The following is a 19846-nucleotide window of genomic DNA, read 5'->3' as shown; positions in this document are numbered from 1 at the left end:
GCTATAGCAAGCTGAGTCAACCGGGCGCTCAAAAATCAAACAAATCCCGAATTTTATTTAACGCTCCGCGCCGAGGCGATCCATGTCCGGTTCCTCTGCTATTCACGGGGCGAACATGCTAATCCATATCCCTGAAGCAGTGTCTGGCCCTCGTCCAGACCGGCTGCAGTTCTGACAGACATATGAGTCAGTATGCTCTTTTTTGACCAGTTGTTACGTTTATGGCGGATCACTTAACAAAAGGTTTAATTAACTACTAAATATTATATTTTCGATCTAATGATCTATGAAATCATTTTTTATGAGATTTTTCGATCGTTAATAATCACACAAACAGAATATTATTATTTTTGTAAACGTTGGTATAACATAATCGATCGTTAGTGTGGGGTTTGTCGATCTTTTCAACCAAAAGACCGATCTATTTCAGAAACATCTGCTTTACAAGGTAATTGTTATTTTTTTGATGCGTATCAAAAATTTTCAAGATGAACAGAAAATGTACTTCTGTCTGATACCTGCGCGATCGTTGTTGTGCTTTTCAAATTAATGTAAAACAGGTATATTCCTGCCTGTTACAAAGCTTTTTGGCAGTGGCAATGCTGGAGAGCGAAGCGGCATAAGCCGGACGGCAGGATGCGCCATAAGGCATTCAGAATAGATGGCAGGAACTGACGGTGTTAAGCCGGGGTCGGAAGACAGAAAGGTTCCGGGAGCCAGAAAAAGGAAAACCCCCAAAATCTCTCAACATGAATCTTGGCGGAATCAACGAAAGATAGTGGGGGCCTCACAGAATACGGAATAAGTATACATGAGACCGTTCCTGAATATCAACCCTGTGCAGTGTATAAACGCACTGTATAATCGCTCCGCCATAAGCGACAGCTTATGGCGGGTCTGAAGAATACAAATCATACCGTAATACACTGGAGCCAGTTGTCCCCCGAAGACCAGATGAAATTCTGGGCAGAATATGAAGCGGGGAGGACGACGTCTTTCCTGGTCGAGCCGGAAGGAAAGCGTACCCGGCGTTGCCGGGGTGAACACTCCACTAAACCCAAATGCGAAAACCCGTCATGGTTCCGCCCTGCGCACTATAAAAAGCTCGGGGGCCAGCTGGGCTATGCCTACAACCGTCTGGTGAAAAAAGACCCTGTCACGGGAGAATGCAGCCTGCGCATGCATATGTCCCTGCACCCCCTGTACGTGAAAGAGCGTAAACGGGCGGGACGGCAGTATGCCTTCCGGCCGGAGAAGCGTCAGCTGCTCGATGCCATCTGGCCGGTGCTGGTCTCCTTCTGTGATGCCGGCACGCACACGGTCGGCATGTCCGTGTCGCGCCTGGCAAAAGAAATCAGCCCCAAAGACAGTAAAGGGAACGTCATTCCGGAACTGGCGGTGACGGTCTCCCGTCTGTCGCGCCTGCTGGCCGAACAGGTGCGTTTCGGTACACTGGGCCTGTCAGAAGAGACCCTGTGGGACCGGGAAACCCGCCAGCGTCTGCCGCGCTACGTCTGGATAACCACGGCCGGCTGGCAGATGCTGGGTGTCGACATGATGAAACTGAAGGAGCAGCAGGAGGAGCGGCTGCGTGAAAGTGAGGTTCGCCGGCAGCTCATCAGCGAGGGCGTTCTGGGCGAGGACGAAGATATTTCAGTGCATTCTGCGAGAAAACGCTGGTACCTGCAGCGCAGCCAGGAGGCACTGAAATACCGTCGTAAGAAAGCGGCCGCCCGTAAACGGGCCAACCGGCTGGCAGAACTGCCGCGCGACAGACAGATACATGAAATGTCACAGCATATCCTGAAGTGCATGCCCCCGGATGAGGCGTACTGGTGCACGCCTGAGCGTCTTGAGCAGCTGGCCATCCGGGAACTGTACCAGCTTGAACTGGAGCTGGCCACGCCGCCCCCGCATTAGCGCTTAGCGCCATTTTTCTGAACCGCCATAAACAGACATCACCGCCAGCCCCTCCGGGGCTTCCGGCGCTGGCTCCGCCTGCCCGCAGATGCACATAAAATCACCGTTTTTCCGTATGCCTCCCGTTTCCGGCCATAAAACCGTACCTGAATGATGCCACCGCACTTCCTTCTTCTCAGTTATCCACAAAAACCCGCAAACGAATAACTTCAGGAACCCGCAACCGGATATCAGCAAATCCGCAATATATTCCAGACCCCTTAAGTAATAAGTCCCCCTCACAGGGAGATCCTTTGTCTTTGAAACCACTGTGCACAAATCACAATAACGCCTTCGCTTGCAGCGGCTGACGCCGCGCCGCTCAGATTAAAATGTACCTCCCGCCGAAACGGCGGGCCCCGACAAAGCACCCACGAAACACTTCCCAGAAACCCACCACTGAAAAGCCGCGCCGCCCCGGGCCGAAGGCCCGGAACAGAGTGGCTTTTAATGATGGATGATGTAACTAAACTTCTGAGTGGCTTTTGGTCCCCTTTGGCTTTGCAGGGCGATGGCCCACTCCGTGAACCATCACCCCGCCAGCAGGGTATTTTATGTGCACTTGTCAACCACTGAATCGGAACCCCGAAGGGGCCCCCACGATTCAGCAGTTGACAATTCCCCTGTGTGCCCATACACCGGTTAAGATTTTTCTTTTTTATGTCTATTGTAATGAAATTATGCTATTATTTCATAGCATTATGCTTATTTTTCCGGGGGAGGTTATGGCGGCAGGTAAACAAAAAAATACACCGGTCATTGTGATGAAGAAAAAACGCCACATTATTTCTCCTCCACTCACTGAGGAACATGTAATCACTCCTCCACCTCCGGAGCTTCCTCCCGGAACTGTGGAGAAGGAAATCACGACACATCAGGCGAAAAAAAACAGAAAATGGACACCGGAATTCATCAACACCAGTCTCGAAAAGGTTAAAGCGCTATTTCCACTATTGCGTGCTGAAGAAGGCGGTTTCCGGCCACTGAAAATTGGTATCACCAGGGATGTTACCGACTTTATTGCACAGAACCCCGGTGCCGGTTTAACCCTCCCGGAATGGCAGTGTGCTGTCCGGATTATCACCCGCAGGTGGAAATACCTGGAGCGAATTTCTGTTCCCGGTACTTTACGTTATGGCATCGATGGATTGCCTGCCGGTGTCGTTTCTGAACATGAAGCCCGGCATGCCCGTGCCTTTCTGGCATCAAAGCTGGCCAGTAAAGACAAAAATAATGGGGCAAACGACAAATCAGCAACATAAAAAAGCTCTGCATTCTGTCCGGCATGACATAATGCCCCGCTGGCTGCCTTTTTAACGCCTCCCGTTTAATTCCGGCCCGGCCGTACATTATGCTCTGTTCATTTACCCACAGAGTTGTGCACCATTTCTGTGGATAAACCTCTTCCGGAACGGAACTGCCTGCAGCTTCTGGCTTTGGCGGGCCTCGCTGCCAGTTACCGACAGCGTAACACCAGTACGTTTTTATGCCGCAATGTCACATCTCAGGCCAGTACGGGCTTTCGTTCTGAATAACATTCGCTGTATATTTTGAATAACTTCTGAGCTGAAAGGGAGTTCGTTCTTTATGCCGATGAAACTGGTCCGTAAAAAAAATCCCCGGGGAGGCCTGTTCCGCTGGCTTACGCATGATGAGGAATTAGCAGTAAAAAATATTTCCGGACTCAGGGACTTTACTGATCGGACACAATATACGCTGAACAATAAAGTCCTCCGGGAAATGCGTCAGCTTGGTGCCTGGTTGCAGTGCGACTGTATTCCGGGGGATTCACCGGCAATGAACAGTGCCAATCTGTACAGAGATACCGGAACCCTTTTTCTGTCCGGATTTAACCATGAGCATGCTGCTGACTGTCCTATGTACCGCCCGTTCAGTGGTGATGCCGGAGCCACCTCTTCCGGGACGCGGAAACATGCCGGTAGCCGCCGGATTAACTACCGAAATTTTCTGCCCCCGGATGATACTGAAGCAACGACCAGGAAACCGGGACATCCGGAACCCCGGGGAGATGAGCGAACCCGACGAACACGTAGATCGAGGATTGCCCGTCTTCTGCTCTCTCTTATTGAAGATGCCGGCCTTAACCAGCTGGACACTCTCTTTCCTCTTCCTTCCAGGAGTGCCAGGGAATCCCTGAATGCCATGCAGCTTGTTACGCAAAATCAGGAGTTTATTCGCGGACGGCAGTTGTCAGAAATTGTTCGTTTTCAGCCTTGTATGAACGCCCGGGGACGCGAACAACTGATGAAAGAACTGGAGCGCCCGGACATGCACTGGCCCGCCGGACGAACCCGGATATTCTTCCAGATTTTTATGTCCGCACATGTCAGTCGTGATGAAGCTGAGTTTCGCTGGCCGGGCGGGGCTGTGGTGTTCCGGCCAGAACGCGGAATCAGCATCAATGGAGAGGCGCTGGAGGGAGGGCGTCCACCCTACTGGGTTATTCTGTCGTTTCGCCGGGGAACTGACGGAGATATTATCTGTAGCGAAGGATATGCTCATGCACTTTTCCGTATGGGATGTCCGGTACCCGTGGACAGCGAACTTGAGCGTGGTACGCTGGCTGGTCTGTCTGTTGTTTCAAAATGGCTTAAAAATAAGACTGAAGCACCGGCACTGAGTCTGGAAAAACCGTTATTTGATATTGAAGTTTGTACCGGGGGTGAAAAAGGGTATGTACTGCCTGATTTTATCATCACGGCCAGAATGAATGACGGCAATGAATATAAGGTGGTTATTGAAACGATGGGATACACTGACGATGACTATTGCGAGAGAAAAGCCGAACAGCATAAGGGAATGAGGCAAATTGGTATTCTCCAGACCGATCCCCCCAGGTGGCCACAGGAAATTGAGACTCCTTTCGAAAAGCATATCTTTGGTGTTTTTCTTCACCTCAATAAGTTTTTTAAAAAATAGCAACACATAATACACATGAATATATTGTACTAAATGAAATATATTCATGTGATGAAATTGCCTGTTAAAATAATTTGTCACGAAAAATTTCGCAGCTTGTTGTCACTGGCACACGACAGAGCAAATATGATTTCCCGTCATGCAGACAGATTTGCGCGTGAATTGCGTCATGAGCCTGGTTATGAGCGTATTATTTATATGCCGGGAATAAAATTAGCCCCCATCGTATCAGCGCAGTGCCGGGACTGCTTTTCGTTCATATCAGTCAGCGAATCGCAGTCGTACACTTCCGGATAATTGCCCCGGTCACGGTTGTACTGAATTCTGGCCATTTTCAGTATTCCTTTTTTCACGGATGCGTTTAATCAAAATTTCCCGTAGCGCTGCTCAAATTCTTCTTCGCTCATCAGCGGCCAGCGTATGCGGTGCCACCGCAGCTCCTGCGCCTGGCCGGCGCTGAATCCGGCGCGGGCCAGCAGGGCGTTCAGCGCATCACCGGCGTCAGTCTCATACCGGGAGGCCGTGAGCGGAAACGCCTCCGCACTTTCCCGCAGTATATGGAGCAGCCGTGCCGGTGCCGGCAGTGACCGGAGCGTCTCCCCGGGAACCACAACAGCCTGCCGGGCTGTTTCTGTCAGGCCGGTGATCCCCAGTTTCTGAAGTTCAGCGTCCAGCTGCCGGAACCATGCCTCCGTCTGATCGACCTGTGCCGTGCCGGAGATGCAGCCCTCTTCCGGCGCGTGGCTTTCGTTGATCTGCAGGCGGACATCAATGCCTGCATCATGGCAGGCCTGCAGCCACACCGCCACCTGCACGGCATCGCCTTCGGGGCGCGTCACCTGTCCGGCCGTATTCCACAGCTGCAGGCAGGTGGTTCCGTCGGCGCGGATGACATAATCGCCCCGGCATGCCATGTACCAGATGTCGTCCAGCCGGACCGGCCGATCGCCTGCCCGGGAGTCACCGGTATCCACCGGCCTGACCGGGACCAGGGGCAGAACCCTGATCTCCGTTGCGCGCCGTTCCGCCAGGATGCGTTCCTGTTCAGCCTGCAGCAAAGGCAGTGCCACTGTCCGCCCGGCGTCTGTCAGCTCCACGGCCAGCCGCAGGTCAGGAGCTCGCAGGGTGCGCAGCCAGCCTGATGCTTCCATGCGCCGGCAGGAGGCGCGGAGGTTCGGTCCGTACACCGGGACGTCCCCACCCTGCTCCAGCAGATGTTCCAGGTCCCGGGTACGGACCCGGGTAATGTCATTGTGCTCAAGACCTGCCAGCACAATCAGCACCCGTCTCTGCAGCGGCGACGGTCGGCGGCTCTGAGTCATTACCTGGCACCCTCCGGCCAGATGAGGTTTCTGAGGCGCTGATTGTCGGCGTCAATGAGCTCTTTTCTCTTTAGGGCATTCATTGAGGCATAGCCATTTATGGCCAGTTCATACCAGAAGCTCAGAATGGCTCCGGCCTTCGTCGATTCGCAGATGTAATCCAGTCCCTCGCTGTCCAGTTTGCATTCCCGGATGCGTTGTTCCGCGAACCGGGTCAGTTGTTCATAACTGAGTGAAAACACCCTTTCTTCATCCATCCTGCACGCTCCATCTGATAATGTTCTTACTGATAAGAAATCATATCTCAAATGATTTATTACTAAATCTGTAAATATCATACCAGATATGATTCTTTGATTAATGAGAAATATCATATTAAGTGTGATTTTATGTGTATTACTTAATTATCATATCATTTGCGTGTTTCCTGCCGCTCAGATCCGGAAACTCCCGGTCCCGGATCTTCGATCCTTACCACCCCGCCATGAGCTCTGTAACCACAACATGCGCCACTCTGTCAGCGGCTGCTATCCTTTATGTTGTGTTAATCCCTCTTTATCTGACCCGGTTCGCAGGGGCGAAAAAGCGCGCTTCGTTTATTCCCTGGCCGTGGTACACTTCCGGAAATCATTGAATAGTCAAAAAATCGGATCACCTGAAAACAGTCGTCAGGTAATTTACCGTAGTGGTTATATGGCTGCTAATTATCTCTATATGAAAAAATTACAGCAGGAAAGATTGCATTAATAAACTTATGGCGAATTAATGGTATGCTTTTTTTTGCTAACACGTGGGTGTGTCTGTCCTCTATACTGAAATGCATATCAAAAGTATGTTCGTGAGGGCTTATCATGAAGCATCGTATTACTGTCACCATAGACAGTGACAGCTATCAGTTACTTAAATCTGCAGACGTGAATATCTCCAGTCTGGTAAATACTGCCATGCAGAAGGAGGCCCGCCGTCTGCGTGCGGAACGCTGGCAGGCGGAAAATCAGGAAGGGATGGCCGAGGTCGCCCGCTTTATTGAGGCTAACGGATCGTTTGCTGACGAAAACAGGAACTGGTGATATGCAGTTTAAGGTTTACACCTATAAAAGGGAGAGTCGCTACACCCTGTTCGTGGATGTCCAGAGTGACATTATCGACACCCCCGGACGGCGGATGGTGATCCCGCTGGCCAGCGCCCGTCTGCTGTCGGATAAGGTCTCCCGCGAACTTTATCCTGTGGTACATATCGGGGATGAGAGCTGGCGTCTGATGACCACGGATATGGCCAGTGTGACAGCCTCAGTCATCGGGCAAGAGGTGGCCGATCTCAGCCACCGGGAGAACGATATCAAAAACGCCATTAACCTGATGTTCTGGGGGATTTGATATGCGTGTCAGCGAACAGGTGCTGCTCAGTAGTCTACGTCAGGGCGGCTGTGTGCGGAGTTTCTGGCGCCGCTCCGCCAGACTGGCGGGTACGCCCTTTCCGATCGTTCCGGACGGGCTTGTGCTGGAAACCCCCGGTGAACGCGGGGATACCCCACTCTGTCATGTGGATTTTGCGGTGGTACAGAAGTGGCTGGTCTGTGATGAAACCTGGACACAGACCGTCGGGGGAACAGAGTTCGGCGGAGCGGTCTGGCGACTGCGTACTGACAGGGAGAACACCACCTCATGACACGGTCACGCGTCTGTCCGGATACTGAATCCACCGGTCTCAGTCCGGCATCGGATGCCCTGCTGGAGATTGCCATCATCAGTGATACTGGCGTGCCCCTCCTGAATACCCTGATTTGTCCGCCTGACACTTTCAAAGCCTGGCCGGCAGCACAGGCTGTCCACGGCATCACGCCGGCGATGATACGTGGTAAACCCACGCTGGATGAACTGGCGTCCCGGATCAGGGCCGCGGTACAGGATCAGGATGTCATCATCTATAACGCCAGTTTTGATGCCGGTTTCCTTGGCGACTTGCTGGCCGGCGCGCGATCGGTACAGTGCTGTATGCTGGCCTGGGCCCGCCACGTCGGTGAATGGTCCGGGTGGCACGGTGACTGGCGCCTGCACCGCCTCGACCAGGCAGCAGCTGCCGTCTGTTTTGACTGGTCAGGTGATAAGCATCGTGCTCTGGCAGATGCCCGGGCCTGCCGGGCAGTGTGGCAGTACATGAACGATGAAAGTGAGCGCTGGCGGGTTGATATTGTGCGGCACGACCGCCAGTTGATCCGGGAAGCCGGGCGCCTGCTGAGTGCTGAGCAACGTGAACAGGAACAGCGACACCAGGAACGTCAGCAGCGGACAGACCGGTTTATCCGCCACTGGTGGTTACGATGTCCCGACCTTCAGGCTCACTGGTCGGCTACCCTGCCGGTCAGAGAGACGACAGAACAGTTTGCACAGGTCTTTTTCGGAAAATCCATGTCCCTGCTGACGCTGGAAGACCGTTTCACGACGGTGTACACCTGCTCCCGGGATATACCTGCGGATTTGCATCCGGCAAGCTGGTTTCCGGCCGACACCTGGTTTCGTAACGAACTTCGCGCCTGCGCGGCCTGTGTCGGACGTCGTCAGGGCTGGCCACTGTATCACGCTTCAGAAGCGGAACGGCTGCGCGCACTCTATCCGCTACGGCTCGCCACGCCCGCGACCGGTCCGGGAGAACAATTGCTGACCCGTACGGCGCTGCTGAAAGCGGGTTACTCACGTGCCACGATTGCGGTCATGACACCGGTGGCCGAACGGCAGAACCGTCACAGCGGGGACTGGTATCCTTTATACAGGGTTCAAACTGAAACCAGAGATGACTCCGGGGAAAAAACATGATGTCCCGGAAGATTTCACTTAACGGAGAGAGGACATGAGTCAGCCACCGTTACCTGCTGTCTGTACGCAGGCACCGTCCGTCCTGCTGCCGGTGGCCATTGATTACCCGGCTGCCCTCGCACTGCGCCAGATGGCAATGCAGCATGACGACTACCCGAAATATCTGCTGGCACCGGAGGTGAGTGCCCTGCTCCACTACGTCCCGGATCTGCACCGCAGGATGCTGCTGGCCACTCTCTGGAATACCGGCGCACGGATTAACGAAGCGCTGGCCCTGACCCGGGGAGACTTTTCGCTGGCACCACCATATCCGTTTGTGCAGCTGGCCACCCTGAAACAGCGGGCGGAAAAGGCGGCCAGAACGGCAGGACGAATGCCGTCCGGCAGCCAGCCCCACCGCCTGGTACCGCTTTCTGATAACCAGTATGTCAGCGAGCTGCAGATGATGGTGGCCACGCTGAAAATCCCGCTGGAGCGTCGTAACAGACGTACCGGCAGAACGGAAAAGGCGCGCCTCTGGGAGATCACCGACCGGACGGTCCGTACCTGGATTGGGGAGGCGGTTGAGGCCGCAGCAGCTGACGGCGTGACGTTCTCGGTGCCGGTGACACCCCATACGTTCCGCCACAGTTACGCGATGCACATGTTGTACGCCGGTATACCGCTGAAGGTGCTGCAGAGCCTGATGGGACACAAATCAGTGAGCTCGACGGAAGTATACACTAAGGTGTTTGCGCTTGATGTTGCCGCACGGCACCGGGTACAGTTTCAGATGCCGGGTACTGATGCTGTGGCCATGCTCAAAGGAATTTCTTAGCCCGCCAGGATTAAAGGCGGTTACTTTCATAATAGGTTGCGTACTTTCATAATGAATCTGTAAAAAGGAGGTTAGTTTCATAAACGCAGCTCAAAAATCGACTGTTTTTACGGCAAATTTCCCCATAAAATCCTTTTGGTCGACTCTGTCATTATGAAAGCGACCGCTTTTGGCCCAAGCATTATGAAAGCACCCTACTACCACCGAACCAATTATGAAAGTAACCGCTAATCTGGGTCCCGTGGGGCTGCAAGCCCTAATTTAGGCGAGCGGTTATGAATGATGAACATGATTTCCCTACCTTTTTTTGTTTCATTGTAATCGAGATACCCAATTCTACGCAGATCACCCATAGCACGTCTTATTATCGCGTTCTGATCCTTGATTTGTGACTCCATAGCCAGACGCTCTCGCAGACGCTTCATTGAAATGTAAAGAGTTCCAGCTGGCATGCTTTCAAAGTAAACGTAGAGCGATTGTGCAGCTTCTTTTCGTGAGAGTTCAGATAATGCCTTCAACCCGAGCAGAACCTTATGGTCATATCGATACAATTCCCACAGGCTCTTATCACCAACAATCTTTACAACGTCCGCTTCCATATCCAGAACCGCACGCTGGACCAGGTGGGTAATGAGGCTTCGCTTGCCGTCCTTGCTCCGAAAAGAAAGAGTAACGCTTGAAAGATTAAACAGAGAATCGCTCAGACGTGTGCGGGCCCGCCCGTTGATATCAGTAGGCTTTAATCCACACATTCTCGCGAACTCTGAAAAAGGAAGCGTAATCTTCTCGCTCTCGTACCCGTATTTTGAGAAAGCAGATATTATGCCGATCCACGTTTTGAAATCAGTGGACATCCCCAGCTTAGCACCTTGAATTTTGATGTTTGTATAGCCTTCCTGACGAGCTACTTCCAGGCTTGAAAGCTCTTCTGACGCATCTATCTGAAAATCGCGTTTACCTTTCTCACGCGGTGATACTGGCGTAAAGACACTCAGCCTGAGTAGAGCTACTGGTTGTACCGTTTTACTACTGTTGGGAACCAGTTCGTAAGCTGTGCCTGAGTCCTTTTTGATAATGGCAAACGGACTAATATCCTCATTGATTTTATTCAATTTTTAGGGTTATCCACATGAGTTGGTTTGAAGGTACTCTTTTTATGAAAGTGACCGCCCAAGGATTATGAAAATAACCGCCTTTATTATGAAAGTAAACGCTTTAATTATGAATATAACCGCTTTTCTTATGAAAGTGACCGCCAGAAAGGTATTTTATTGCTTTGTTTTCAGACAGATACAGACGCTGTGATCTTTTCTTTTCCTTTGTTGAACTTATTACTGATCTAAGTAATTGATATATCAGTGTATATGTGGATAAGTTGAACAGAAAGATGACGGCATAACAGGGTTTAAATTCATTGTTCCAACAGAGTGCAATTTTTTGATACTTACCATTTCGTATCCCCATGGGATATCTATAAGATATATATGGGATGTTTTTAGAGTACCTAAATTTATTGACTATGTGTAAGTTTTTAGTTTAAAAAGGTACTTACTAAACATCCATTGGATACCCCATGTATGCCTAAGGGGTGCTTGATGGGTATCAAATGAGGATAGAAGGGATATATTATGGGTATAATTGCTAATGCTCACCCGAAAGGCGGTGCAGGTAAAACTACATCTTCAGTTAACCTGATTGGTGAAATGAAAACAGATGCTGTGGATCTTGACACACACACTGGGCTTTCAATCATCCTGGGGTTACGTCCAGATAGTAAACAGGTTTCTGTAAAGGTACCGAATACTGTCGAAGAGCTGATTGAAATAATGACGCCTTATAAAAATAGCGATAAAGACCTGTTTATAGATTGTGGGGGGTTCGACTCTGATCTAACTCGTACCGCAGTAGCGTTCGCTGATTGTGTCATCGTTCCATCTAAGGACTCTCTTACAGAACGGATTGGGCTTATGCACTTTGATGCTGTTCTCGCTGAAATCAGTTCAATCATGGAAACAAATATCACAGCACATCTTTACCTGTGCAAAGTTAACCCAAACAAGAAAAACTTCCCGAAACTTGAGGCATTACTCCCTACCTTCAAGCACCTGAAGTTAATGGACAGCCGGATATCTGCTCGTGCTGAGTTTGAAGACGTTATTGAAAGTGGAATGGGGATAACTGAAACCTTGCATGGACGCACCACACAGGGTGGCAAAGAAGTCATAGCTTTAGTTAATGAGATTAAGCAATTGATGGCAAATAAACGTTAACATTAGGATACTCTTAAGGTATCCTCCGGATATTACTTGAATATTTAATAGGCATTCTTTGTGTGCCTTCAGAACATCTGAGATGTATATCATGAGCAAAAATAAGATTAACGAACAGACTGAGAAACTCAAAAATTTAGTGGGCTCAGCTCGGCTGCAAACGTCCACACAAATTGCTGCGAAAAATGATGCAGCTCACGGTAGTGACGAAATTAGCAATGAAGCTAAGGGGTCTGAAAAGCCGATCCAGGTTACAGAACGTCCTGAACCTGTGAGAACTAAGGCTAAAAATCTCAAGGCCATTCCTGTTACATATTTTGAGGCTCATGACGAGCTAAAAGCCACCTGTAAGACGTCTCTCGATTTTAGCTCATATATTATTGAAGCTATCCGAGAAAAGCTTGAGAGAGATGGTGCTATTGGGAGTTGAGATATCTTTTGGATATCTGTGGTGTATACTCAGGATATCAAAGGTAGGGTCATTATATCCCCTCAGGATATTCTGGGTATACCCGGATAATCAGCAAGAGTTAGTGCAAGTGTAACAAATGTCTATTAGATATTTGTTAGATATCTGATGGATGTCTAAGGGGGGCTTTACAGATATCCAAAGGATTGCTGATGGGTTCCTTTGGGATACTATCTCACAATAGTGCAACAGGGATATCACTCCATCTTGTAGTGTACGCCGGCGAGAGCATATCTCGCTTCATCTGCCATTCAGGGGCTATTCCCCGCCCTGCAAACCAGATTTTTCCCTTCCCGGAATGATTGATCCTATCCAGAACCTTCATCAGTTCGTCGCTATGGGCACGGGGCTGATCTTCATCAAACAGATTCAACTGAGACACGCCGCTGGGCGTGAAATCATTCAACATTACGCCAGCCTTTGCATATCGATGACCATCGAGCCAGATACTGTCCAGGGCCTTTACTGCGGCCCTGATAATGTCCCGGGTGTCTCGGGTAGGCAGGAGTAGCTTTTCGCTGGCCGCATTGCCGTAATACGCCTCGTTGACGGCAAAAGGTGATGTTTTAACGAAAACAGCAATATGCCGGCAGAACTGGCGTTCACCACGTAGTTTCTCGGCCGCTCGCTCTGCATGCTGGCAGATGGCCTGACGTAGCGCTTCGTAAGTTGTGACACGTTCACCAAAACTCCGGCTGCAGATTATCTGCTGTTTTGGTGAGGGGGCTTCTTCCAGTGATATACAGCTTTCACCATTGAGTTCGCGGACCGTTCTCTTCAGCACAACATTAAAATTTTTCCGGATGAAGGCCGGATTCGCGCGGGCCAGCTGCAGTGCAGTGGTTATACCCATTGTGCTCAGTTTCCTGGATATCCTGCGACCAACTCCCCAGATTTCCTCCACCGGCTGGAGCGAGAGCAGTTTTCCCGTGCGTCGGGGGTTACCCGTTGTTAATGCCAGTACGCCACCAAATTGTGGCCATTCCTTCGATGCCCACTGCGCGCTTTTTGCCAGCGTTTTGGTTGGCCCCATGCCCACGCCAATAGTCAGGCCGGTCCCGTTCCGGACGTGTTCACGCAACTGTCGGCCAAAGTCTTCAAAGTCAATGCAACTGTCAATGCCACGTACGTCCAGAAACATTTCATCAATAGAATACAGTTCCACCCGTGGCGCCATTTCCTCTAAATGAACCATCACTCTGTTGCTGAGACTCGCGTAAAGTGCGTAATTGCTGGAGAACGCGATGACCGGCTCCGGGAATTGTGCCATCTTCAGCTGGAACCACGGTACCCCCATTTTTATGCCCAACCGTTTTGCTTCGGGGCTGCGGGCGATTACACAACCATCATTATTGGAGAGAACGACAACCGGTTTGTTTCGCAAATCGGGACGAAATACTTTCTCGCAGCTCGCGTAGAAGCTGTTGACGTCAGCCAGGGCGTACATCAGTCCCGTCCCCGTGTCTTATGTACGAATGCCGTAACGACCCCAAATATCTGCAGGTTATCGGGATCTGGCCAAAGGGTGGGGTAGGCCGGGTTCATCGCCTGTAATCCCGGTCGTGGCGTCAGCAGCAGCTTTTTGACCGTGAACTCTCCGTCAATTTCCGCGATCACGATGTCGCCGTGCTGAGGACGTTCTGCCTTGTCCACAATCAGCAGATCGCCGCTGTGCAGACCCATATCCCGCATAGAGTTGCCGATGGCTCTGACAAAGTAAGTTGAACTGCGACGCTGAATACAATACTCGTTCAGATCCAGTTCAGATTCTGTGTAGTCCGCTGCCGGCGAAGGAAAACCTGCCTGGCACCGCTCCAGAAACAGTGGGGCGGAAAAAGGCTCAGCGGTTGATGCCGCCGAATAAAGACGAAGCATATGCACTCCTTATTTTTACTGTTTTTATATACAGTATTATTGCGTGTTTTCCCCGGGTTTCAACATGAATCTTTCAGATTGCATATAACCTTCTGTCCTGACTCAGGAAAAATTCACACTGGCTGTAGCACACAGTTAATTGAACTACTAAAAGTGTCATTTTGATGATTTAAAAAGTAAATAATCATCTAAATATCTTTTTTGAATTCTTATAAATACCCAAAATGATGTTTTTATGTTGCTTTTTGAGGTTCGCTACTTTATTATATGACCAATGTGGTGATTTTAAGGAAATCAAAATGATTAACATTTTCTGTGACGATGGTTCCACTAACGTTAAGCTTGCCTGGTTTGAAAACGATGTTCTGAAGACGTCCGTCTCACCTAACTCGTTTCGCCACGGCTGGAAAGTGGATTTCGGCGGTCCGGTATTCAATTACATGGTCTCCGGCCTGAAATACACCTGGGATGCGGTCAGCCGGGAAGCGGTATCCACCACAAACGTGGAATACCAGTACGGCGATCTCAATTTACTGGCGGTACATCACGCGTTGCTTAACTGTGGCCTGAGCCCGCAGGAGGTATCGCTGACCGTAACGCTGCCACTGAGTGAGTATTACGACCAGGACTGCCAGAAAAATGAGGAAAATATCAGTCGTAAAAAGGCTAACCTGATGCGCGATATTTCTCTCAACAAGGGAGCCACGTTTACAATCAAAGACGTCAGTGTTATGCCTGAGTCACTGCCGGCGGCGTTCTCCCGTCTGGCTGAAATTAAGCCCGGCCCGGGGGAATCAACGTTGATCATTGACCTCGGAGGAACAACGCTGGATGCGGGGGTGATCGTGGGACAGTTTGAAGATATCAGCGCCATCCATGGGAACCCGACTATTGGCGTATCTGTTGTCACTCAGGCCGCGCAGGGGGCCCTGCGTGCTGCGGAAAGTGAAACCAGCCCGCTGATTGCTGACAGGGTCATTCGGGAACGAAAAGATCGTGCATTTCTTCACAGCATCATTAATGATTCGACCAGAATTGGATATGTCACTGACAAAATAGAAGAGGCCATCGGAGCGCTGGGAGCCAGAGTGGTGAGCGAGCTTACACGCTTCCGTAACGTGAACCGTGTTCTGCTTACGGGCGGTGGAGCTCCGCTCATCGAAGAAAGCGTTCGTCGCGCCTGGCCGCTTGCCGCCGACCGGATTGAGGTTATCAAAGATCCTCAGCTGGCACTGGCGCGGGAGATAGCGCTCTTCAAACACGAGGACTGATTGTGTCTGCCGGAAATTTCTTTCTCTACCTGAATCATGATGATCATACGGATATGCGTGCCCTGGCCACCATTGAGTCGGTGTCCCGCCCATTACGTGGAGAGTTTATTCGCGTCGCGTCCGTGGCTGGATCTGTTCTTTACCGGATTGACGTCCGTCTGCCGCCAATGCTGGGCGCCATGTTTGCAGGCACAATCACGCCATTGCAGTTTGCCGGTATCCTGGCATTACTGCGGGGAACCGGAGAGACTGAGGTTTCAGGCGGGGGACAGGTGTATCCATGGATTCCGGGCAGATATACCGGCACGTCTCAGCGCCGTCGGTTGATACTGCAACTGGAGGATGATGTGTGCGCCAGTCTGGTACTCCCGCTGCTGGATGATGCTTCTGACCGGCAACGTATGACACTTCTGCGCAGTCTGATGATCGCAGGTTGTGTACTTCATGAGCTCGATCAACGATTTCCCCGGTTGCTCGCCAGCATGCCGGAGCCTCCAGCCACCCTGGATGCCCTGCAGCACCTGGCTACGGGATTGTTTAAGGAGAGGGGGCTGAGTATGCCCCAGCCCGGAGAGGTAAAAAGTGCCGGGCCGGAGTCCGCTCCTGAAATCAGCGTCGCGCGGGCGAATATGAAAAAATTATTTTAATGGCGTATGTCTGTGAAAATCACCAGGACGGTGATGTGGAAAAAAGTGAATTTCCCGATATGCAGGGATTAACGGAGGCATTCTGATGACCGATCTCAGGGAGTATGGTAAGCAAATCCGACAATTCCTCAAACTGGCCCGGGAGCTACAGGCACTGAATATTGTTGAGGATTTCGAAAATAAGACGCTGACTGAAATCCGGGAAGTGTTAACCCGGCGTTCTTCTCCGGGGACAGGCTATAAAGATGCGTATCCACGCCACGGGACCCGGTGGGAGGAAGAGGAAAAGCAGCATCTCATCGCGCTGGCAGAGGCGGGCATGCTCGACGTGGATCAGTTTGCTGAGGATCACCAGCGCAGGCCTGCGTCAGTATTTAAATACATGAAAAAAATTGGGTTACTGGATAAAAACTTTAACGATTTCTGACAGGGGACCTGTCCTGCACTTTCCCTTTATCCCGAAAATTCCGGTTTCATCCCCGCCTGGTCGCAGTGATTTTCTGATGCTGACCGCCACTCTTCCTGGTGTACTCCCGTCCCGGTCTCGCCCGATACCGTTCTCTTATACGTCGTGACAGGTTACTGCTCGCCCGGAACTGTGGGCAGAATGCCTGAGTACCCAGGCCGTGCCGGCACGTTAACCGGGCTGCATCCGATGCAAGTGTGAAGCTGTCGCCGGTCTCCTCATCCGGTCACGTTTCGTCATTCTTCCTGAACGTCGAAACGTGCTGCGGCTTCCGGAACCGCACCTGCATCGTGATGCCCGAATGCCCGGTTACAGATGCGGCACGGCCTGATGGAGGCCGCATCTGAGAGGAAAGTGACCATGCCAAACTGGTGTTGTAACCGGATGCGTTTTTCTGCTGCACCTGAGCAAACAGCTGCGATTAAGGCGCTGGCTGACGGTGCTGTGACACCGTTTTATCGACGGGCGACTGACGAGGGGATTCAGTTGTTCGTGGCCGGATGTGTCGGGCTTCTGCAAGTGACAGAGGAAATTCAGTTCATACCTTATCCTGCACTGACTGCAGCAGGATGTGGTGCTTTATCGCCGGAAAACCTGGCGTTCACTCGCTGGCTGACCCTGCTGCAGGATGGGGTGCTTCTGGATGAGAAAAACAGTCAGGTACTTCATGAAATCTGGCTGCAAAGCGGTATCGGCGGTCGTCGGTGGGAAACGTTGTCCGACAGTACCAGAAATGAGATTTCGCGTCTTTATGCAGACAAATGGCATGACTGGTGCGGACTGTGGAACAGGAAAGACGTGGCCGTATGGTGGACGCAACTGTGTGATAACCCGTTACCTGCGCGAACGAATCCGTTTGACCTGCTTCTGGTTCTGCCGTCCCGACTTGATGTGGAAATTAACGGCTTCAACGGAAAACTGCTGGATGGCATTCCTTCTGCGTATAACTGGTACCTGTCGCAATACGGAACAAAGTGGCCGGTGGGGTATGAACTGAATATTTGTTCTCAGGGCAGTGACTTTATCGTGATTGATTTTGATACTCCCTGGAGCCCTGTCAGCGAAGAGGTTGTGACTGAACTCAGCAGGCGCTATGGCTGTGAGGTGGAACACTGGTTTGCGGAGCAGGGATGTAATTACTGCGGTTATGCCCGGTACGTCAACGGCGAAACAGACGTGTGCATCACTGACGAGCTGGAGTGGAGCGACGATGACCCGGACGATGAGGACAGCGTCCCGGATGTAACCGGCCCGGAATGGATTATCAACAACGTGGCGCACTTTGGCGGCTGAAAAGGAGGCGGGCGGCGCTGGCCGCCCGGATATCACGATGAAACGCATGACTGTTAAGGCTTTTAAGGAACGTCTTTCCCGGTTTCCTGATGATGCGCTGTGCTGCGGTACGTTCTGGCTGGCCAGTGACTTTCTGGCGCTGGACAGTTCGCTCCCGGAAGACGATATCGATGCGGCGATGGAGCTGGCACAGGACGCGCATGATGCGAATGACGGGTTCAACTGGAGCCACCTGCAATGGGCAATTGATGAGGTGAAACGCGGTGAATAATACAGACTCTGACATTAATGATACCTGGCTTGTCGGGTTAAGTGTCGACATCGATGGCACTGAAATGTTGGTGCATTACCTGGTTTCCGCGACTGACCTGGCGCATGCCGAAGCAGGCGTTCTGGAAATGGGGCGTACCTGGTGGCCATCGCTGCAACGCGAGGATGACCGGCATCAATGGGTGTATCCTGGTGGCGTGGTCTGGTTCAACAGCATCATTCTGCTCGATGACCTGGAAAACAGCATCCTGCGCGGTCTGAAGTTCCCCGATGCGTGGACAGTGACCGGCTCAACGGATGCGCCGGTACTGCGCGACGAGTGGGGGAATGACTGGCGGGATATCACCCGCTGACAACCTGCCGGGCAGAATGTCTGCCCGGTACTTCCTGAATAAATAATGATGTCGCTGCGCTCCTTTTTTTATGTACGCCTGCTGGCGCGGCGCGGGAGCAACGCTGCCTGTGGTCAGTATCCCGCGTCCGGCCGGGCACGGGACGGGCGGCGTTTCTGCTCCCGGCGGGCGCTGTCGCGATTATGCACCCGCCACTCGCCTTCTGATGAACGCCCTTCAAGCCGCTTTCGCGGCATATTCTCGCCGTTAAAAAGACAACGGCTGCGATATTCCACGGTCGGCCTGACCCGTTACCGGACGCGGTGAACAGCCCACAGGCAGCGGGGAACGGTATCGCGGTGATACCTCCTGCGCTTTCTGAGGAGTGCTGTTATGTCCAGATTCATTCTTGGGGACTGTATTGATGTGATGCGCGGTTTCCCCGACCGTTCCATTGACCTGATTGTCACCGACCCGCCGTACCTTGTGGGATTTAAGGACCGGGGGGGCCGCCAGATTGCCGGAGATGTGACCGACGAATGGCTGCAACCAGCCACCCATGAAATGTGGCGCGTGCTGAAAAAGGACGCGCTGATGGTGAGCTTTTACGGCTGGAACCGCGTTGACAGATTCATGGCCGCGTGGAAAGCGGCGGGGTTTTATGCCGTGGGCCAGATTGTGTTTACCAAATCCTACGCCTCAAACCGCCGTAGCGCAAAGGCGCGGCGCGGATTCGTGAACTACTGTCATGAGGGCGCGTATGTACTGGCAAAAGGCCGGCCTGTGCCGCCGGAAAAACCGTTACCGGACGTGCTGCCGTTTCCTTATACCGGCAATCCGCTGCATCCCACACAGAAACCTGTAGAGGCGCTGCAACCCCTGATTGAGTCATTCAGCGCCCCGGGGGCGATTATCCTGGACCCCTTTGCCGGTTCCGCTTCCACCTGTGTTGCCGCGTTACAGGCGGGGCGCAGATATATCGGTATCGAGCTGATGGAGCAGTACCACAGGGCAGGGCAGCAACGACTGGCCGCCGTTCAGCGTGCCATGCAGCGCCCGGCCGCCAACGACGTCTTTTATCCGGAGGCCGCCTGATGAATT

General features: G+C 51.9%; 22 protein-coding genes and 3 pseudogenes. 19 read left to right on the top strand and 6 right to left on the bottom strand.

Translation table 11 applies throughout. The features are described from left to right. Positions 1-888 precede the first annotated feature (888 nt). From repA to HV477_RS23075, 3 genes are all read left to right on the top strand, one after another. The gene (repA, locus tag HV477_RS23085) at positions 889-1920 is read left to right on the top strand and encodes a plasmid replication initiator RepA (RefSeq protein WP_114047679.1); all 1032 of its coding nucleotides are present in this window, start codon (positions 889-891) and stop codon (positions 1918-1920) included. A 764-nt stretch (positions 1921-2684) separates the two neighbouring features. Next, a complete protein-coding gene (locus tag HV477_RS23080; protein WP_080102288.1) occupies positions 2685-3221 on the top strand; it encodes a ProQ/FINO family protein in 537 nt (178 codons plus the stop codon). A 325-nt stretch (positions 3222-3546) separates the two neighbouring features. Then, the gene (locus HV477_RS23075) at positions 3547-4899 is read left to right on the top strand and encodes a hypothetical protein (protein ID WP_154715045.1); all 1353 of its coding nucleotides are present in this window, start codon (positions 3547-3549) and stop codon (positions 4897-4899) included. Between the two features lie 194 nt (positions 4900-5093). On the opposite strand, the gene HV477_RS23070 is transcribed toward HV477_RS23075, so the two are convergent. From HV477_RS23070 to HV477_RS23060, 3 genes are read right to left on the bottom strand one after another with little or no spacing between them, the layout of a single operon-like run. Next, positions 5094-5231: a hypothetical protein gene (locus tag HV477_RS23070; RefSeq protein WP_154715044.1), complete on the bottom strand. Its 138-nt coding sequence runs from the start codon at positions 5229-5231 to the stop codon at positions 5094-5096. 33 nt (positions 5232-5264) lie between these two features. After that, the gene (locus tag HV477_RS23065) at positions 5265-6221 is read right to left on the bottom strand and encodes a hypothetical protein (protein ID WP_154715043.1); all 957 of its coding nucleotides are present in this window, start codon (positions 6219-6221) and stop codon (positions 5265-5267) included. Next, the gene (locus HV477_RS23060) at positions 6221-6478 is read right to left on the bottom strand and encodes a hypothetical protein (protein ID WP_154715042.1); all 258 of its coding nucleotides are present in this window, start codon (positions 6476-6478) and stop codon (positions 6221-6223) included. The genes HV477_RS23065 and HV477_RS23060 overlap by 1 nt, the downstream gene beginning before the upstream one ends. A 594-nt stretch (positions 6479-7072) precedes the next feature. Here HV477_RS23060 and ccdA point away from each other — a divergent pair. The 6 genes and pseudogenes from ccdA to HV477_RS23035 all read left to right on the top strand — a co-directional run bounded on the left by ccdA (position 7073) and on the right by HV477_RS23035 (position 9852). Continuing rightward, a complete protein-coding gene (gene ccdA / locus HV477_RS23055; RefSeq protein WP_080102268.1) occupies positions 7073-7291 on the top strand; it encodes a type II toxin-antitoxin system antitoxin CcdA in 219 nt (72 codons plus the stop codon). A 1-nt stretch (position 7292) separates the two neighbouring features. Continuing rightward, positions 7293-7598 (top strand): type II toxin-antitoxin system toxin CcdB, encoded by a 306-nt coding sequence (gene ccdB, locus HV477_RS23050; protein WP_154715041.1) that lies wholly within the window; start codon positions 7293-7295, stop codon positions 7596-7598. A 1-nt stretch (position 7599) separates the two neighbouring features. Next, positions 7600-7890: a cytoplasmic protein gene (locus HV477_RS23045; protein ID WP_080102270.1), complete on the top strand. Its 291-nt coding sequence runs from the start codon at positions 7600-7602 to the stop codon at positions 7888-7890. After that, positions 7887-8348: pseudogene (locus HV477_RS29085) on the top strand (exonuclease domain-containing protein); the annotation flags it as partial. The gene HV477_RS23045 and the pseudogene HV477_RS29085, both read left to right, overlap by 4 nt. Positions 8349-8522: 174 nt before the next feature. Further along, the gene (locus tag HV477_RS29080) at positions 8523-9035 is read left to right on the top strand and encodes a cytoplasmic protein (RefSeq protein ID WP_375372882.1); all 513 of its coding nucleotides are present in this window, start codon (positions 8523-8525) and stop codon (positions 9033-9035) included. Between the two features lie 34 nt (positions 9036-9069). After that, entirely contained in the window at positions 9070-9852 is a 783-nt protein-coding gene (locus tag HV477_RS23035) for a site-specific integrase (protein ID WP_000082171.1), read from the top strand. A gap of 227 nt (positions 9853-10079) precedes the next feature. On the opposite strand, the gene HV477_RS23030 is transcribed toward HV477_RS23035, so the two are convergent. Next, positions 10080-10964 carry a RepB family plasmid replication initiator protein gene (locus tag HV477_RS23030; protein WP_154715039.1) on the bottom strand — a complete coding sequence of 295 codons (885 nt, stop codon included), beginning with the start codon at positions 10962-10964 and terminating at the stop codon, positions 10080-10082. A gap of 516 nt (positions 10965-11480) precedes the next feature. Here HV477_RS23030 and HV477_RS23025 point away from each other — a divergent pair. Together HV477_RS23025 and HV477_RS23020 are read left to right on the top strand one after the other, a co-directional pair. Then, positions 11481-12122, top strand: coding sequence for a ParA family protein (locus HV477_RS23025; RefSeq protein WP_000511281.1), 642 nt, complete (start codon positions 11481-11483; stop codon positions 12120-12122). A gap of 91 nt (positions 12123-12213) precedes the next feature. Continuing rightward, positions 12214-12552: a hypothetical protein gene (locus HV477_RS23020; RefSeq protein WP_024262131.1), complete on the top strand. Its 339-nt coding sequence runs from the start codon at positions 12214-12216 to the stop codon at positions 12550-12552. A 214-nt stretch (positions 12553-12766) separates the two neighbouring features. Here HV477_RS23020 and HV477_RS23015 read toward each other — a convergent pair whose 3' ends face one another. Then, positions 12767-14038: a Y-family DNA polymerase gene (locus HV477_RS23015; RefSeq protein ID WP_154715038.1), complete on the bottom strand. Its 1272-nt coding sequence runs from the start codon at positions 14036-14038 to the stop codon at positions 12767-12769. Further along, positions 14038-14466, bottom strand: coding sequence for a translesion error-prone DNA polymerase V autoproteolytic subunit (gene umuD, locus HV477_RS23010; protein ID WP_115400668.1), 429 nt, complete (start codon positions 14464-14466; stop codon positions 14038-14040). The genes HV477_RS23015 and umuD overlap by 1 nt, the downstream gene beginning before the upstream one ends. A 302-nt stretch (positions 14467-14768) precedes the next feature. Here umuD and parM point away from each other — a divergent pair, with 302 nt between their 5' ends. The 8 genes and pseudogenes from parM (at position 14769) to HV477_RS22975 (ending at position 19840) form a co-directional block, all read left to right on the top strand. Further along, positions 14769-15737 carry a plasmid segregation protein ParM domain-containing protein gene (gene parM / locus HV477_RS23005; protein WP_170914567.1) on the top strand — a complete coding sequence of 323 codons (969 nt, stop codon included), beginning with the start codon at positions 14769-14771 and terminating at the stop codon, positions 15735-15737. Positions 15738-15739: 2 nt separating this feature from the next. Next, the gene (locus tag HV477_RS23000; RefSeq protein WP_154715037.1) at positions 15740-16384 is read left to right on the top strand and encodes a plasmid partitioning/stability family protein; all 645 of its coding nucleotides are present in this window, start codon (positions 15740-15742) and stop codon (positions 16382-16384) included. An 85-nt stretch (positions 16385-16469) separates the two neighbouring features. After that, positions 16470-16811, top strand: coding sequence for a hypothetical protein (locus HV477_RS22995; protein ID WP_154715036.1), 342 nt, complete (start codon positions 16470-16472; stop codon positions 16809-16811). Positions 16812-17210: 399 nt separating this feature from the next. Further along, on the top strand, positions 17211-18143 hold the full coding sequence (locus HV477_RS22990; protein WP_080102280.1) for a DUF1281 domain-containing protein: 933 nt from the start codon (positions 17211-17213) through the stop codon (positions 18141-18143). Between the two features lie 31 nt (positions 18144-18174). Continuing rightward, a pseudogene (locus tag HV477_RS22985) lies at positions 18175-18414 on the top strand (hypothetical protein); the annotation flags it as partial. 64 nt (positions 18415-18478) lie between these two features. Continuing rightward, positions 18479-18766 carry a hypothetical protein gene (locus tag HV477_RS22980; protein ID WP_217483087.1) on the top strand — a complete coding sequence of 96 codons (288 nt, stop codon included), beginning with the start codon at positions 18479-18481 and terminating at the stop codon, positions 18764-18766. 38 nt (positions 18767-18804) lie between these two features. Continuing rightward, positions 18805-19072: pseudogene (locus HV477_RS28560) on the top strand (hypothetical protein). 66 nt (positions 19073-19138) lie between these two features. After that, positions 19139-19840: a DNA methylase gene (locus tag HV477_RS22975; protein WP_154715035.1), complete on the top strand. Its 702-nt coding sequence runs from the start codon at positions 19139-19141 to the stop codon at positions 19838-19840. The last annotated feature ends 6 nt before the right edge of the window (positions 19841-19846 follow it).

It is taken from the genome of Salmonella sp. SG203 (assembly GCF_013350575.1).
GTDB lineage: Bacteria > Pseudomonadota > Gammaproteobacteria > Enterobacterales > Enterobacteriaceae > Salmonella > Salmonella enterica.
This window is presented reverse-complemented; position numbering and strand designations above follow the sequence as displayed.